This is a genomic window from Amycolatopsis roodepoortensis, from assembly GCF_024628825.1.
In the GTDB taxonomy this organism is placed as follows: Bacteria; Actinomycetota; Actinomycetes; order Mycobacteriales; family Pseudonocardiaceae; genus Amycolatopsis; species Amycolatopsis roodepoortensis.
The window spans coordinates 3,370,242-3,386,245 of sequence record NZ_CP102415.1 but is presented as its reverse complement, the minus strand read 5'-3'; the positions used below and the strand labels follow the sequence as shown (position 1 = coordinate 3,386,245).

Genomic DNA, 16,004 nt, shown 5'->3' with positions numbered 1-16,004 from the left:
TCGCAACCTTCAACGTTGCGAAAGTGGTTTTCGCAACGTTGGTCCTGGCCAGGCCTGGTGATCATGTCGCGAAAGCCACTTTCGAGACGTCTGACGTCCCGAAAGTGGCTTTCGCGACACCGGCTCCAGCCCCCAGTCTCCCGCAGACCCCACAGACCGGGCCCGGGGGTCAACGGCGGCCGGAAGCCAGTAGGTGCCTAAGACACCCTCGGCTAGAACCGTCCTCACCACTCGCGAGACCTAGCACCTTCCGCCACCCTCCTATTTGTCAAGTGACACTCACCCTCTAGGCCGATCGACGCGATAATGTGGCGGTCGGCGCCGGTGGGTCGGCGCCACGGACCTTGGGAGGGGGCCAGTGGCGCGACCGACGCGGGCTCTCGACCGCACGATCGTCGTAGTGGACGTCGTGGGGTTCACCGCGCCGGACCGCAACCGGCTCGACAGGCTCGCCGTGCACCAAGGCATGTACGAAGTGCTGAAGACGGCTTTCGCCGAAAGCGGTATCGATTTCGATTCCTGCGCGCACGAAGACCGCGGAGACGGCGTACTGGTCCTTCTTCCGCCCGGAACGACGAAAAGCCTGGTCGCCGATCTGCTGCCGGATCGCATCGCGGTCGCCCTCCGCCGGTACAACCACACGCGGACGCCGCAGGCGCAGATGCGGCTGCGGGTGAGTCTCAACTCCGGCGAGGTGATCGACGACGGCAACGGGTGGGTCGGTGAAGCGGTCGACATCGCCTTCCGCATTCTGGACGCGCAACAGGCGAAGGACGCGTTCGCGGAATCCGGACGGATGATCGCGTTCATCTGTTCGCAGCGTTTTTTCGCCGACGTCATCGAAAACGACCCGGGCCTGTTGCCCGAGTCGTACAATCCGATACCCGTTTCGGTGAAGACCTTCACCGGAACGGCTTATCTGCGGCTGCACGGAGAAATCACCGTACCGGTCGCCAAATCGCCCGATCCGGCGGTAGTGGCCGCCGAAGACCTGTTTCTGGCCGACCTGGACAGCGCCGTTCTCGATCTGATCCCCCGTAAGGATCTCGCCGGCCTGCACCGGCGGCTGACCGGGCTGGAAGTCCCCCATCTGGCGGTCATGGTGAGCCGCGCGCTCGGTCCCGCGGTTCCGTTGCCCCGGCTGGACGGCATCACCGACGCGTGGGGCGCTTTCCAGCTGCTCGCCGACTTCAACGCGGGGCCGGACGGTGTGCCGCCCGCCATCACTTTCCTCGGCCTGCTCGCGGAAAACGTGGTCGGCGAGCCCGCGGCCATGATCGCGAACTGGATCGGCGACCAGGCCCGGACACTGCGGCTCGGCCCCGCCCTCGTGCACCAGCGGCAGAGCAGGCCGCCGATTCCGGAGCGGCCGCATCTGCATCTGATGATCATGCTCGAACCGGTTTCCGGTGATCCGACGCGGTGCACGCTCGCGTTCTGGCGGCAGGACGATCCGGAGGTCTGGCCGCCGTCGCTCGGCGGAGTACGCGAAATCGGGATGGACGAGGTCGAGTTCCGGGTCGACGACGTCATCTTGGAGACTGAAGGCGTCTGGTCCGGCCAGAGCATGTCGGCGTCGGTGGAATTCCTGCTGCCGAGGACGTTGATCAATTTGCCCGTGCAGCGCTGGGCGAAGGAACATGAGACCGGCCATCCCCAGCCGTTGCGCTACGGGTACCGGCTCGGAATACGGTCGTTGGAGAGGATGCGGGCGAGGCATTGGCATCGCGCATGGCATGTTCGCTGGGATTCGATGGTGAAGGACCCCGCCGCCGACCGGCTGCACTATTCCGGGTGCGCGGAGTTCGAGGATCACCCGATCGACGCCATCCTCAGCGACGAGCACTGGGTGGGCCTGGTTTTGGCGAAACCCCCGTCGCCCCAAGCGGAACCGGGCGGCGCGCCGGACGAACTGACGAGCGCGCTCCGCAGCGGGCTTCCGGTGGTGCTCTGGCATCCGGACGCCGAGCCGGAGAACCTGCGCGAGTTGCTCGACTGGGTATTGGCCGCGGACAGCGGTTTTATCGAACTCCCGGATCGCCGCAAACTGGCGAATTCGGGTGCGGCGGTACCGTTCAAGAATTCTCTGGCTCACGATCTGGTGGTAATGTGGGACGACCCGAAACGTGTGATCGTTCTGGACCAGCCGTTGATCCCGACTCGACTGTAAGGGGACGCCGCGGATGAGCGGGAACGATCAGGACGCGGCCGTGAACGGCCGGACGCCGCAGATCGATGCACCCGATTGGTGGATCTACCGGGGCACCGGCAGGCCCATTCACGACATCGATCTCGCGCAGCTGCTGCCCGCGCCGCCGCCGTGGCGTTCCTACCGCGGTGATCCGCCACCGGAGAACGACGTGCCACCGCCGGACGATGGCGAGGCGGAGCGCCGTCTCGGCACCGCGTTCACACTTTCGGAGCTGACCGTCGACGCCGGCCAGCTGAACATGGTCAACGCCGCCTTGTATCTGCGTCGCCCGTTGCTGGTCACCGGAAACCCCGGAACCGGGAAGTCCAGTCTCGCGTACCGGATCGCCAGGGAACTCGGCCTCGGCAGGGTGCTCCGCTGGGCGATCACCAGCAACACCGCGCTGAGTTCCGGGCTGTACGGCTACGACGCGATCGGCCGCGTCCAGGCCGCGGCGACCAGTCAGGCGCAGCGCGGCGGCGAGACGGAAGAGCCACCGATCGGCGACTTCGTCCGCCTCGGTCCGCTGGGCACCGCTTTTCTCCCGAGCAGGCTGCCGCGGGTACTGCTGATCGACGAGCTGGACAAATCCGAAGCGGATCTGCCCAACGATCTGCTGTCGGTCTTCGAAGACGGCGAATTCTCCATCGACGAATTGGCGCGCGTGCGCAATCGGCACCCCGAAGTCACCGTGCACACCGCGGACCCGCAGCGCACCGCCGTGGTCCGGGACGGCCGGATCGCCTGCCACGCCTTCCCGATCGTCATCATGACCAGCAACGGGGAACGCGAGTTCCCGCCCGCGTTTCTGCGCCGCTGCCTGCAATTGCGGATCGAGAACCCGGACGAGGAACAGCTCGCGGCGATCGTGGCGGGTCATCTCGTCGGCGAGAACGGCGAACACCGGGACAGGCTCATCCGGGAATTCGCCGAACGGAGCAAGGCGGAAGGCGGCCTCCCCACCGACAGGCTGCTCGACGCCGTCTATCTGGCGACGTCCGGCGCGTACCAGCCCGATCAGGAGGCATGGCCGCGGCTGGTGGACGCCCTCTGGCAACGACTGACGGTGCGGTGACATGGACGGGCCGGGCGGTGTGTCCGACTCGCGTTCCGCCCCGGTGGCGGAACGGCGGAAGACCGGTTCCCCCCAAGGGGTCAAGCCGTTCGGGTTCGAGGACCTGAGCTGGACGGACGTGGCCGACATCGTGTGGCTGGCAGCGGCCATCTCGCCGCGGCGGGCCGCCGAGGGAGCCGATCCGGCCGAGGAACCGGAGGAGCCTCCTGAGAAACGGCGGATCCGCAACGCGCCCGCCGAGCGCGGGGAAAGCCCGGAACCCCCGGAGCCGCGGCCGTCCCGTGGCGCCGGCGCCGGAACGCCCGCCGAGGACGAAGGCCAGGTCGTCACGATCGAGGCCGTACCCGGTGAGCTGCCCGAACCCGCGGTGGACGGCGCCGGGCCGGGGGGAGTGGTACTCCTCGAATCGCTGGAGTACTTCCGCGCGTTGAGATCGCTGAAACGGGAGACGGTGTCGCGGCGACACAACAACGTGGTCCTGGACGAAGTGGCGACCGCCGTCCGGGTCGCGGAGACCGGCCGGTGGTGGCCGGTCACCCGATCGAGAAAAGAGCGCTGGCTCGACCTGACGCTCGTCCTCGACAACGGTCCCTCGATGGCGTTGTGGCGGCCGAGGGTGACGGCGTTCGTCGAATTGCTCCGGCAGGCCGGCGCTTTCCGCACCGTTCAGGTCCGGCTGCTGGAAACCGCGAAGGACAACGAGGACGGCCTCGTTCTCCGTGGTGGCACACCCGGCGCGCCCGCCCGCGACCCGGACGAGATCCTGGATTCCTCGGGGCGGCGTGCCGTCCTGCTGCTGACCGACGGTGTCGGCGATGCCTGGCAGCACAAGGACGCGCTGTACCCGATGCTGGCGCGGTGGGGCAGGAGGATGCCGGTGAGCATCGTCCACCTGCTCCCGCCGTGGCTGTGGGGCCGGTGCGGGATGGACCCGCACAAGGCGCGGTTACGCGTCCCGAACGCGTTGGCCCCCAACAGCCGTTGGGATTACGACCTCGCGGACGCCTGGCTCGAACCCGGCTCGAAGGTACCCGGCCATCTCGTCCCGGTGCCGGTGCTCGAATTGCGGCCGCGGTCGCTGGGCTGGTGGGCCGGGCTGATGACGGGTGAAAACACCAGCGCCGAAGGAACGGTCGTCCTCGCCACGGAACGGGTTTCCCGGCCCGCGATCCCCGCCTCGCCGGTGACTTTGTCACCCGCCGAAAGAGTGCACAGATTCCGCAGTGTTGCGTCGCCGCCGGCGCTACGCTTGGCGCAGTTGCTCGCGGCGGTACCGGTCCGTCTCGACGTGGCGAAGCTGGTGGGACAACGGTTCGTACCGGAAGCGGGAGTGGAGCACCTCCTCGAACTTTTACTGTCGGGGATGATGTACGCTCCCGCACTCAGGGAGGGCGAGTCCACTTGGGACACCGACGGGGTCTTCGCTTTTCCCGAGGCGGTCCGGGAATTGCTGCTCAGTGGCGCACGACGGTCGGAAACGGCCAGTGTCGTCCGAGTGGCCGCCACCCATTTCGGTGACCGGATCAGGTTGCTCGGTCACCTCCGGGACGCCATCGCCGACCCGAACAACACACCGGATCCAGACCTCGACCGCGAGCCACCGGCCGATGTGGAACTGGAAAGCGTGGTCATGCGCGCGCTTTCCGGGCCGTACCTGTCGCGGGCCGACCGGCTACGGAACGCGGTACGAGGCCGGGGTCTCGCCGCATTCGAATCTGAATCACTAAAGAAGGCTGTGAGCACACAAATGCCCGAGACGGTCGAACGTCAACCTGCTTCGACACCTGTGCCACAGGGACGCTCGACTCATCTCGGCGAGCCCGACGCGAACGAACCGACGACCAGGATCGTCCATCCCTCGGTGGCGGGCAGTTCCCGGGCCTTCCCCGACCGCCAGCCCGAAGACCCGCCGCTGGTCTTCGGGAACGTTCCCCCGCGCAATCCCAACTTCACCGGTCGCGACGAACTGCTCGACCAGCTCACCAAGCGATTGAGCAGCGGTACCACCGCCGTGCTCCCTTCGGCGCTGCACGGTCTCGGCGGTATCGGCAAGACCCAGATGGCCACCGAGTACATCTACCGGCACCTCCATGACTACGACCTCGTCTGGTGGATCGACGCCGCGCACACGACCCAGATCCGCGCCGGCCTCACCGAACTCGCCACGATGCTCGGCCTGCAGGGCGCGGCCGAGGCCAGCGTCGCGGTCCCGGCGGTCATCGAGGCGCTCCGGACCGGACGGCCGTTCCGCCGCTGGCTCCTGGTCTTCGACGCCGCGGAGAGCCCGGACACCGTGCTGCCGTTCTTCCCGCGCAACGGTCCGGGCGAAATCCTGATCACCTCGCGGAATTCCGACTGGGCGGGCATCGCGCGCCCGCTGGAACTGGCGGTGTTCAAACGCGAGGAAAGCGTCGAGCTGCTCGGCCGCCGGGGTCCGGAGATCGACCCGGACGACGCCGACGAACTCGCCGAGAAGCTCGGCGATCTGCCGTTGGCCGTGGAACAGGCGGCGGCCTGGCGCGCGGTGACCGGGATGCCGGTGCAGGAGTATCTGCGCCTGTTCGACGAGTCGGTCGAGGAAATCCTCGACACCGCCTCGGCCCCCGACAACGAGGTGTCCGTCGCCGCGGCCTGGAACGTTTCGTTCGAGGAATTGAAGACCCGCAACCCGGCGGCCCACCAGATCCTGCACATCTGCGCTTTCTTCTCGCCGGAGCCGATTTCGCGTGATCTGCTCACCGGGGTCAACCGGGTGTCGATCTCCCCTGAGCTCGACGCGGCCCTGCGCGATCCGATCAAGCTCGCGCGGGCCATCCGGGACATCAACCGGTACGGCCTCGCGAAGATCGACCACGGCAACAACACCCTCCAGCTGCACCGGCTCGTCCAGCTGGTCCTGCGCAACCGGGTCATGGCCCGGCAGGTGCACGCGCGGATGCAGCACGGTGCCCATCAGCTGCTGGCCGCGCTGGATCCGAACGACCCCGAGTCGAGCAGGCACTGGGCGCGCTACCGCGAACTGCTGCCGCACGCCTACGCGGCGAACGTGCTGGACTGCGACGACGACTGGCCGCGTCAGCTCTACATCAACCTGATGCGCTACCTGTTCGAGTACGGCGACCACGAGGAGGCCGCCCGGCTCGGTCTCGAAGCGCGGAAGCGGTTCACCGAAGCCCTCGGCCCCACCCATCCGCAGACTCTCGAAGTCTCGTCGAGGCTGGGGCTCTATCTGTGGGCGATCGGCCGGTACTCCGAAGCCGCGGAACTCAATCAGCGCACTCTCGCGCTGCGCCTTCAGGTGTCCGGTGAGGAGAACGAAGAGACGTTCGCACTCCAGCGGAACATCACGATCGACCTGCGGGCGCAGGGCGACTTCGCGGCGGCGACCGAACTGAGCGAAGAGGTCTACCAGAAGTCCAAGCGCATGTTCGGTGAGGACGACCCGGAGACGCTCAACGCCGCGTACCAGCATGCCATCAGCCTCCGGTTGTCCGGCGCCTACCGCGCCGCCGCGGAACTGGACCAGGACACCCTCCGGCGCCGGATCGAGGTCCTCGGCCGTGATCACGTCCGCACCTTCAGCGTCAACGCTTCCTTGATCGTGGACCTGCGCGAGGCGGGAGACTACGGCCAGGCCCGGGTGCAGCAGGAAAGGCTCACGGAGAACTTCCACGCGCGCTTCGGCCTGGACCAGCTGGACAGCTCGACCCATTCGTTCCTGCTCGCCGTGACCCGGCGCAAGGACGGCGACCATGCGGGCGCGCTCAGCTTGTCCACGGAAGCCCTCAAGAGATTCCGGCTCGCCTACGGTGACGACCACTCCGTCACGATGGGCTGTGCACTCGCCCATTCGCTCGATCTTCGTCACTCGGGTGACTTGGCCGCGGCCAAGCGGCTCGGCGAGGAGACCTTCGAGCGATACCGGAGCGGGCTCGGCGAGCATCACCCGCACACCCTCGTCGCCAATGTCGACCTGGCGGTCACCTTGCGGCTCATGGGCGACGTCGAGGGCGCCCGCATCCTCGACGAGCGCGCCCTCGAGCAGTTCCGGGCCGGCATCGGCCCGGACCACCCGTACGCCGTCGCCGCCACGATCAACCTGGCGAGTGATCTGGCGGCGCTGGGTGAGTTCGACCGAGCGGTCGAACTGGGACGGGACGCGGTCGAGCGCGGTAAGCAGGTACTGGGCGAAGATCATCCGACGGTACTGGCGGCGTCCTTCAACCTCGGACTGGACCTGGCCGCGCTCGGCCGGACGGACGAGGCGGCACCGTTCCGTGACCCGATCCTGGTGCGGTACCGGCGGGTCCTCGGCGAGGCCCACCCCGGCACGCAGGCGGCGGGCCGAGGTGCCCGCGCCAACTGCGACATCGACCCGATCCTGATGTGAGTCAGCCCGGTACGAGTTGCCCGATCCAGGCGGCGAGCTGTTCCACGGTCGGTGGCCGTGGAACGGCTCGCAAGGGCCGATGCACGGCCCGGACGAGTTCGGGGCAGTGCAGCAGGGCCCGTGCGGCGGGATGCGGGCCTCGGGCGGCGAGCGCGAGGCCCAAGCCGACCAGGGAGTTCGGCCGGTCGGGATCCGTGGCGAGTTCCCGCCGGTAGGCCTGGATCGCTTCGAGGAAGTCGCCCGCGGTGTAGGCGAAATCGGCGGCGGTGGCGCCGGGTACCGCTGGCGGTCGTCCGTTCGGCGACGGCGATGTGCCGCCGACGGCGAGCCGGATCAGATCCGTTCTGGCGTGGGACCAGGCTCCGTCCGGTACCGGCGTCGGGGGAAGATCCGGTGCGTCGAGGGTGATCGGCGGCCTCGGTCTTCCGGCGAGCCAAGCCGCCGCCAGCTCGGTGACCACGGACGGGTCCGGTCGCAGGTGGCGGACCCGCCAGCCGGCGAGGTGATCCCGGCCGGCGGCCGCGGCCAGTTCGCCGGCCTCCGCCGGTACGGGTTCGGCCTGCCAGGGGCCGAGGCGTTCGGCGATGTCGTCGAGGAACCGGCGTCCGGCGCCGGTCAAGGTCGAGTCCGCGCGCAGGACCCGCAGGGTGCGCCACGTCTGATCACGCCAGAACGCGAACTCGAAGCCGGAGCGCCGAGGGCATTCACCGGCTTGTGCCAGTGCACGCCAGAACGCGGTGACCCCGAAGAACGCGTAGACCCCTTGCAGGGCACCGCTCACGGGCCGCGGATCATCCCGCCAGGTCACGTAGATCCGTTCACCGGGATCCGGCTCGTACAACTCGACCAGGTGCAGCAGCCCGCCGAGCACGATGTGCTGGAATTCGTGGATCAAGGTCTCCGCGAGGGACGCGCCGTCGGCGGGCAGGCCGACCACCGCGCTGCCGAACGCCTCCCCGGTCGACGCGCTCGGATTCCGGAAGAGCACCTGGGGTTTCGGCACCAAGGAGGCGAGCCCCACGGGCATGATGCGGGCCAGACCGGGGAGATGGGCGGCGATCAGGCGGCACGCTTCGTCGATCAGCCGCTGCCAATCCGCCAATTCCTTGTCCGGCAGCCTTTCCGGTGGGATCGGTTCGTAAAGCCCGCGGTAGGGATCAAGGTCGTCCAGCCAAAGCGTGAACCGGTGCGCGCCGACCTGGCTCCGGACTCGCCGGATTCCCCACCAGCCCGGGGCGTCGGCGTCGGGTGAGCCGGGCAGGCGGACCGTCGTTTCGGCGTTCGAGACGAGGTAGCGGCCTTTCTCGCCTCGCACGACGGCTGAGGAAAACGCCGCGGTACCGGGAAATCTCGCCATGCCGAGGGAAGGGAGCATCGCGTTGCCGTGCCAGGCAGGGATGGCCGTCTCGAAGTCGAGCTCCGCCCGGATCGCCGCGGCCGCCGCGATCGCGTGCGCGTGGCCCAGATGCATCCACAAAGGACCGACACCGTCGATTCCGTTGCGCAGCAGGCGAGTCGTGTAACCGGCCCAGCTTCCGGTGTACGGGTTGGTGAGCATCCGGTTCACCGCGCGAGGTGCTCGTGCTTCGGCACGTGCGAGGAGTTCCCAGGCGGAATCCAGCGGGGGCAGGGGACCCGAATGGCCCGGTGTCTTCGTGGCCTCGGTCAGCAACGCGTGGATCAGCAGTTTGCGACGGCTTCGCTCGGCCCGCCGCAACCGCCGGGCCATGTCCTCGTCGCCGTCGAGGCGCGCCAGCGCGTCGAAGTCCCGCCATGACAACCGGTGGAACGCGGGGCGAGCCTCGGCGGGCGGCGGCATCAGTCGATGCGCTCGCCACCGGTCTGGCCCCCGCTTCTGTAGCGCGCGTGGACGCGTCGGGTGCGTTCGACGACGTGGAGCGCGGACTGGCGGAAGGCTTCGTCGTCCAGCTCCCGTAGCGCGGTGAAGGAGACCGCGTCGAGATCGATCAACGCCGATTCGATGTCCGGTTCGGTGCTTGCCGAGAAAGAACTCATCGTGCCGATTCCCTCCACCCCGTGAAACGGTTGCGAGAGTTGAACCTCGACAAGGATAGCCGAGATTTCCGTGCCTGATCAGGCCTCGGCGGGCGGTGGTGGCCGTCCGGCCGCCAATTCCCGTAATGCGCGAGGACGGGTGATCGTGACGCGCTGGCGCGCGGTGCGCACGACACCCAGCCGCCGGAGTTCTTCGAGGCCCCGGATCAGGGTGCTGCGCGAAACGCGTGCGAAGCCCGCCAGTTCCCCTTGGTTGAACCGGAGATCGACCTGCTGCCCGTCCGTCCAGTCGACGGCATGCTGCAGCGCCAGCTCCAGGAGGACCGCGGCGAGGCGTTGCGGGAAGTCCGGCCCGCCCGCTTCGAGCCGCAGCCGGTCGGACTGCTGCAGCCGGATCGCCGCGGTACGGAAGATCTCTTCGGCGATCCGCGGCCGGTCCCGCAGGACCGCGAGGAATTTCTCCCTCGGCACGACGAGGGTGCGCACCTCGTCGATCGCCGACATGGTGGCGGACCGGGGGAGCCCGCTGATCGGGGCCAGCTCGCCCACGATCTCCGCGGGGCCGCGAGCCGCGAGCGGCGCGTCCTCACCGCGGTAATTGGTGGCGCTGATCTTCACCCAGCCGTGGAGGACGACGAACATACTGGTGGGCGGACTGCCCTGGAGGGCGAGGATCTGGCCGGGCCGCCACACCTTCAGGTGGCCCGCGCGCCGGAGCGCGGACTGCTCCGCGGGCGTCAACCGGCCCCAGGTTCCGAAGCCCGCATGGTCACCCGTTGCGGAACCGGTCATCCTGGCCCTCCGGATCGCGGGGGGCCGGATTCGCGCTGTGGTCCATATTCGCGCTGTGTTCCATTTGACGCATCAGCCACTCCCCCGACTCGTCAGCATGGTCAGTGGGCAGAACGACCCGGAAGTTTCGCACCGCAACCGGTAATTGTGCCAGGCACGGGGTGACTTCACCAGGCCTCGGGCAGGCGACGGGGGAGGACGTCATGCGCAGCGCCGAAAGTGTCATGAAACGGCCGAAGGATCACCGGCGTGAGCCGGCCGTACCGAATCCGCGGACGCCCAAGGCGTTCGGCCGGAGACCGGCCTTCTTCGCGCCGCATCCGCCGCTGATGTCCGGCGGGTGGTATCAGGGCGACGACCACGAGGTCGTCGGTCCGGGGCGGTATCCGGTTCCGCGTCCGCCCGCCAAATCGGTGAAGGTGGCGTTGTCGTGGGTGCTCTTTCTCGGCCCTTTGGGATTTTGTTATGTGTCACCCGTCGGTGGGCTGATCGCGACGGCGGCTTCGATCACGGCGATCACCTTCGGCGGGTTCTCGCTGATGGCCGTGATCTGGCCGGTCGTCATGGTGCTCGCGGTGGCGGCGCTGGCCGGCCGTCCGGACGGCGACACGAAATGACGTCCGCCCCGTCGCGGGCCGGATGAAACCGGGTGGGGGACGCTCAAGGGGGGCGGCCCCCACCACGGTTTTCGTCCAGTCACGCGTGATCGACGGGACGACACACGTGTCTGGACGGACGACACGAGCCTCGGCCCGTTCCATCGCGTGTCGTCCACCCAATCACGAGTGTCGTCCGTCGGATCACGCGTGTCGTCCACCCAATCACGCGTGTCGTCCCGTCGATCACGCGAACTGGCGTTGCTGTACCGGCCTTCCTCGCCCGGCTGAGTACATGAAGGCCCCCTTCCTGTACCTAGGCGCAAGGAAGGGGGCCTTCATGTACTTGGAGGTTGCGGGACCGGCTACGAAAGTAGTGTCTCGCTGCTCCGATCATGCAGCCTGCGGGCCGAACCCTTGAACCGGTCAGGCACCTATGCTTCTATCTGCTCGATAGTCGCCGAAAAGGTGCAGTTTCGAACACTGTGGACCGGGTTGAACGCCATTCCGGGAGGGCTCCGTGCGTCGTCGTACCCTGCTGAAGGCCGCTGGCGCGGCTTCCGCCTTCACGTTGCTGCCGGCCAGCGTCCGGCAGGCGCTCGCCGCCGAAGCGCCGACGGGCGGGCTCGACGTCATCGAGCATGTCGTGGTGTTCATGCAGGAGAACCGGTCGTTCGACCACTATCTGGGGACGCTGCGCGGCGTACGGGGTTTCGCTGATCCGGCCGCGATCAAGCTGCCGTCCGGCGCGTCGGTCTTCGAGCAGCCGGACGGCACGGGAACGCTGCTGCCGTACGCGATCGACGACCAGTTCATGGCCGACGTCGACCACAGCTGGTCCGGCGGGCACCGGGCGTGGAACAAGGGCCGCCACGACGCGTGGCGCGCGGCCAAGGGTGTCCGCTCGCTGACCTATCACCGGCGTTCGGCGCTGCCGTTCTACCACGAACTCGCCGACGCGTTCACCGTCTGCGACGCCTACCACTGCTCGGAAATGGGGCCGACCAACCCGAACCGGATGTACCTGTTCACCGGGAAACTCGGTTTCGAACCGGACGGCAAGACCCGCGCGATCGGCAACGACGCCTGGCAGAACCCCGGGCACACCGGCTACACCTGGAAGACCTACGCGGAACGGCTCCAGGCCGCGGGCCGGAGTTGGCGGGTGTATCAGGAATGGGACAATTACGGCGACAATTCGCTGGACTATTTCAGCAGTTTCCTCGCCGTCGGCACCAAGGCCCTGTCGAAGGTGAAGGACTCCGCTGGCAAAGCGTTCCCGAAGCTGGAGTACTTCTACTACGCCCTGGATTCGGCCTCGGCAGCCGAACGGGCCCGGCTGCTCGACGGACTGGCCGCGGGTGTGGCGACCTTGACCGCGACCGAGCGCGCGCTGTACGACCGGGGCCTGGCCAGGGTCGCGCCGAAGCAGTTGCCGTCCGCCTTCAAGGCCGATGTCGACGCGGGCAGGCTGCCGTCGGTGTCGTGGATCGTCGCGCCGGAATCGCAGACCGAGCATCCCGCGTGGGGGCCCAACACCGGGGCCGAGCTGGTGAAGTCGATCCTCGACACGATCGCCTCCAAACCCGGTGTGTGGAACAAGACCCTGTTCCTGCTGACCTACGACGAGGACGGCGGCTTCTTCGACCACATGCCGCCGCCCGCGCCGCCCGCCTCGGCCGACGAGGGCAAGAGTTCCGTGGCCACGACCGACGAATTCGTCTCCGGCGAACCGATCGGGCTGGGAGTGCGGGTGCCCATGTTCGTCATCTCGCCGTGGAGCCGGGGCGGAAAGGTGTGCTCGGAGGTCTTCGACCACACCTCCGTGCTGCGCTTCCTGGAACAGTGGAGCGGTGTCGCCGAGCCGAACATCTCGCCGTGGCGGCGCACCGTCTGCGGCGACCTGACGTCGGCGCTGGACACCACCGCGCCGAACGCGACCTATCCGGCGCTGCCCGCACCGGTGCCGACGAGCGGGCCGTGGAACACCCAGCCACAGCCGCCTTCCGTGCAGAAGCACCCGGTTCCGGAGACCGGCGTTCGCCCCGCGCGGCCCTTGCCCTATCGGCTGACGGTTTCCGGGCGGGTGACGGCCGAGCGGTTCTGGATCGACTTCGCCAGCACCGGTGCCGCCGGCGCTCATTTCTACGTCTACGCCAACGCGCACCGCACCGACGGGCCCTGGCGCTACACGCTCGGCGCGAACGCGACGCTTTCGGACTACTGGCAGGTGGGTTCCCCGGACGGCGCGTACGACCTCACCGCGCACGGCCCCAATGGTTTCCTGCGGCGGTTCGCGGGGAACCGGATCACCGCGACCACCGGCGGCGCACCGAATCCGGAAGTCGTGCTGCGGCCGGGATCCGGCGTCGTGTACCTGACGATGACCAACGCGGGCGCGGCGTGCGAGCTGACCGTGCGCACCGGCAACCGGGGTGGCGGACCGTGGACGTACTCGGTCGCTCAAGGCGCGACGGTCGAGGACTGGTTCAGCATCGAAGGCGGCATGGGCGGCTGGTACGACCTGACCGTTCAGGGGCCGGACGGCTTCCTGCGCCGCTTCGCGGGACATGTCGAGACGGGCGCCGAGACCATCAGCGACCCGGTGATGGGTTCCGGTCCGCTCGCCGCCACCGTCCGGTCGGCCGACAGCCAGGAGACCGCGGGCGAATCCGGCGCCGCCACGAACGCCGTCGACGGGAACCCCGCAACCCTGTGGCACACCAAGTGGTCCGGCGGGGAAGACCCGCTGCCCCACGAGATCCAGCTCGATCTCGGCGCCGCCCGCACCGTCACGGGCCTGGCCTATCTGCCGCGACAGGACGGTTCCGCCAACGGCCGCGTCGGCGCGTACGAAGTCCATTTGAGCGCCGATGGGTCGGCCTGGGGGAGCCCTGTCGCCACGGGTACCTTCGCCGACGACGCCGCCCGGAAGACCCTGCGGTTCTGGCCTGCCCGGGCTCGCTACGTCCGGTTCCGCGCCCTCACCGAGGCGGGCGGGCGCGGCCCGTGGACGTCCGCGGCGGAGGTCGTCCCGCTCGGCTGGACGTGACCGAAAGGGCAGATTTCGTTGTTCTAAAGGGAACGGTGCAGTGGCCCCCTGAGTGTCCACAAAGGATGACGACCCCCTTGCGGACCCACTCAAAGCGGGTTGATCGGGCTCTCCCTCTCAGAGGAGGCCTTTGTGGACAGTTGGGTCCCGTAAGTGGTAGTGCGGCCGGAGCGTGTCGCGAAAGCCACCTTCGCGACACCTGGGGCGCGAAGACCGCGAATTGACTTGCAAGGCGGCGCCTAGGCCGGTCTTGTATCATGTACTTGATACAAGACCGAGGAGTTCGATCGTGCCGTTCGACAACATCGTGGCCGTAGCCCTGATCATGGGCCTGTTCGGCCTGGCGATCCTGGTTCTGCTGTGGCCGGGCGAAAAGCAGGGCGGGAAGGTGCTGCGGCGGTGGGGTGTCGACGATCCTTCGCCGTCCGAGGTCGCTGAGGCCGTGCGCTACCTGCGCCGTCGCCGGTTCTGGTATCCGTGGCTGTTCCTCGGGCTGCCGGTGCTGGCCGATGTCGCCGGCGTCCGGGGTGATGGTACGTCGCTAGTCCTGGCCACACTGCTGATCGGTGCGCTGATCGCCGAGGTTCTGGCTCAACGGCCGCGAAGGAGCACTCGCCGCGAGGCGGGGCTGGACCGGCGTGCGGTGCGCGGGCTCATTCCAGCCTGGGGTCTGATTCTTTACGCGGTGGTCGTCGCGGCCGCGGCGGTCTGGCTCGTGGTCCATCGCTCGTGGGTGCCGCTCGGCGTGGCCGCGGCCGTCTCGGCGGTCACCTGGCTGATCGTCCTGCTCGCGGTGCGCCGACCGTCCACAGGGGACACCGGGGCGGACGCCGCGTTGCGGGTGCGCAGTGCGCGGGTCGCCGCGGGGCTGGGGCTCGCCGCCACCGTGACACTGGCGTTGCCCGACGCGACGAACATCGGTTCGGCGGCCGTGATCCTCGCCGGGCTCGCCGGCTGGTACCACCTCGCCCACCGTTCGCCCGCGGAAGCCGTTTGATGCCGCTGAAGGTCGTCGTCGACACGGAGCTCGGGATCGCGCCGTGGCGTCAGGTGCGCGACCAGATCATCCGCTTGATCACCACGGGCGCACTGGTGCCGGGCACCCGGCTGCCCGCCATCCGGCAACTCGCCAGGGACCTGGCGCTCGCTTCGGGCACCGTGGCCCGGGTCTACCGGGAGCTGGAAGAGGACGGCTGGGTGTACACCGCCCGCGCGAAGGGCACGGTCGTCGCCGAACTCGCCGACCGGCCGGGCACGGAGGCACTCCTGCGGGCGGCGGCGGACGAATACGCCCGTGCCGTCACGGAACTCGGCGTCGATCCGGAGGACGCGCTGGACGCCGCGGCGGCCGCGCTGAAGTCACTCCAGTGACGTGTCACCGAAGTGTTCGAGCAGCAGGCGCAGGCCGCCGATCAGTTCGGCCCACTGTGCCGGTTTCAGCTCGGGCAGAAGGGCGGCTTCGTTCTCCAGATGGAGCACGAAGACCTCGTCGACGACTTCGCGGCCCTTGCCGGTCAGCCGGATCTTGACCGAACGGCGGTCGTCGCTGTCCCGCACCCGCTCGACCAGCCCCTTGGCCTCCATGCGGTCGATCCGGTTCGTGATCGCCCCGGAGGTGACCATCGCCGCCTTGAGCAGCGCGCCGGGCGTCAGGCCGTCGGCTTCGCCTGATCGGCGGAGGGTGGTGAGCACGTCGAACTCCCACGACTCCAGGTCGTGCCGGGCGTTGAACTCCTTGAGCTTCCGGTCGAGGATCCGGGAAAGCCGCTGAACCCGGCCGACGACCTCTGCCGGCCAGAGCTTGTCTTCGAGGTCCGGCCGCTCGTGCCGCCACAACGCGATCACCGCGTCCACCGCGTCGGCCATGACACCCTCCAATCGTCTCAACATTA

General features: G+C 68.5%; 11 protein-coding genes. 7 read left to right on the top strand and 4 right to left on the bottom strand.

Annotated elements, in window-relative coordinates:
* Window positions 1–358 precede the first annotated feature (358 nt).
* The 3 genes from NQK81_RS15710 to fxsT are packed head-to-tail and all read left to right on the top strand — an operon-like array spanning window position 359 to window position 7,656.
* Complete coding sequence (locus NQK81_RS15710) at window positions 359–2,170, top strand: VMAP-C domain-containing protein (RefSeq protein WP_257488800.1); 1,812 nt, start codon at window positions 359–361, stop codon at window positions 2,168–2,170.
* A gap of 13 nt (window positions 2,171–2,183) precedes the next feature.
* Window positions 2,184–3,266, top strand: a complete 1,083-nt coding sequence (locus tag NQK81_RS15705; protein ID WP_257488799.1) for an AAA family ATPase — start codon at window positions 2,184–2,186, stop codon at window positions 3,264–3,266.
* 1 nt (window position 3,267) lies between these two features.
* Window positions 3,268–7,656, top strand: coding sequence for an FxSxx-COOH system tetratricopeptide repeat protein (gene fxsT, locus NQK81_RS15700; protein WP_257488798.1), 4,389 nt, complete (start codon window positions 3,268–3,270; stop codon window positions 7,654–7,656).
* A gap of 1 nt (window position 7,657) precedes the next feature.
* Here the strand turns inward: fxsT and NQK81_RS15695 are convergent, their stop codons facing one another.
* From NQK81_RS15695 to NQK81_RS15685, 3 genes are all read right to left on the bottom strand, one after another.
* Window positions 7,658–9,475, bottom strand: coding sequence for an aKG-HExxH-type peptide beta-hydroxylase (locus tag NQK81_RS15695; protein WP_257488797.1), 1,818 nt, complete (start codon window positions 9,473–9,475; stop codon window positions 7,658–7,660).
* Window positions 9,475–9,672 carry a hypothetical protein gene (locus NQK81_RS15690; RefSeq protein ID WP_257488796.1) on the bottom strand — a complete coding sequence of 66 codons (198 nt, stop codon included), beginning with the start codon at window positions 9,670–9,672 and terminating at the stop codon, window positions 9,475–9,477. The genes NQK81_RS15695 and NQK81_RS15690 overlap by 1 nt, the downstream gene beginning before the upstream one ends.
* Before the next feature lie 78 nt (window positions 9,673–9,750).
* Window positions 9,751–10,464 (bottom strand): Crp/Fnr family transcriptional regulator, encoded by a 714-nt coding sequence (locus NQK81_RS15685; protein ID WP_192746286.1) that lies wholly within the window; start codon window positions 10,462–10,464, stop codon window positions 9,751–9,753.
* 203 nt (window positions 10,465–10,667) lie between these two features.
* On the opposite strand from NQK81_RS15685, the gene NQK81_RS15680 reads away from it, so the two are divergent.
* The 4 genes from NQK81_RS15680 (at window position 10,668) to NQK81_RS15665 (ending at window position 15,483) form a co-directional block, all read left to right on the top strand.
* Window positions 10,668–11,081 carry a Bax inhibitor-1 family protein gene (locus NQK81_RS15680; protein WP_257488795.1) on the top strand — a complete coding sequence of 138 codons (414 nt, stop codon included), beginning with the start codon at window positions 10,668–10,670 and terminating at the stop codon, window positions 11,079–11,081.
* 499 nt (window positions 11,082–11,580) lie between these two features.
* Entirely contained in the window at window positions 11,581–14,112 is a 2,532-nt protein-coding gene (locus NQK81_RS15675) for a phosphocholine-specific phospholipase C (protein WP_257488794.1), read from the top strand.
* A 289-nt stretch (window positions 14,113–14,401) separates the two neighbouring features.
* Complete coding sequence (locus NQK81_RS15670; RefSeq protein WP_257488793.1) at window positions 14,402–15,109, top strand: hypothetical protein; 708 nt, start codon at window positions 14,402–14,404, stop codon at window positions 15,107–15,109.
* A complete protein-coding gene (locus NQK81_RS15665) occupies window positions 15,109–15,483 on the top strand; it encodes a GntR family transcriptional regulator (RefSeq protein WP_257488792.1) in 375 nt (124 codons plus the stop codon). The genes NQK81_RS15670 and NQK81_RS15665 overlap by 1 nt, the downstream gene beginning before the upstream one ends.
* Here the strand turns inward: NQK81_RS15665 and NQK81_RS15660 are convergent.
* On the bottom strand, window positions 15,472–15,978 hold the full coding sequence (locus NQK81_RS15660; protein ID WP_257488791.1) for a MarR family winged helix-turn-helix transcriptional regulator: 507 nt from the start codon (window positions 15,976–15,978) through the stop codon (window positions 15,472–15,474). The two genes, NQK81_RS15665 and NQK81_RS15660, sit on opposite strands and share 12 nt — an antisense overlap.
* Window positions 15,979–16,004 lie beyond the last annotated feature (26 nt).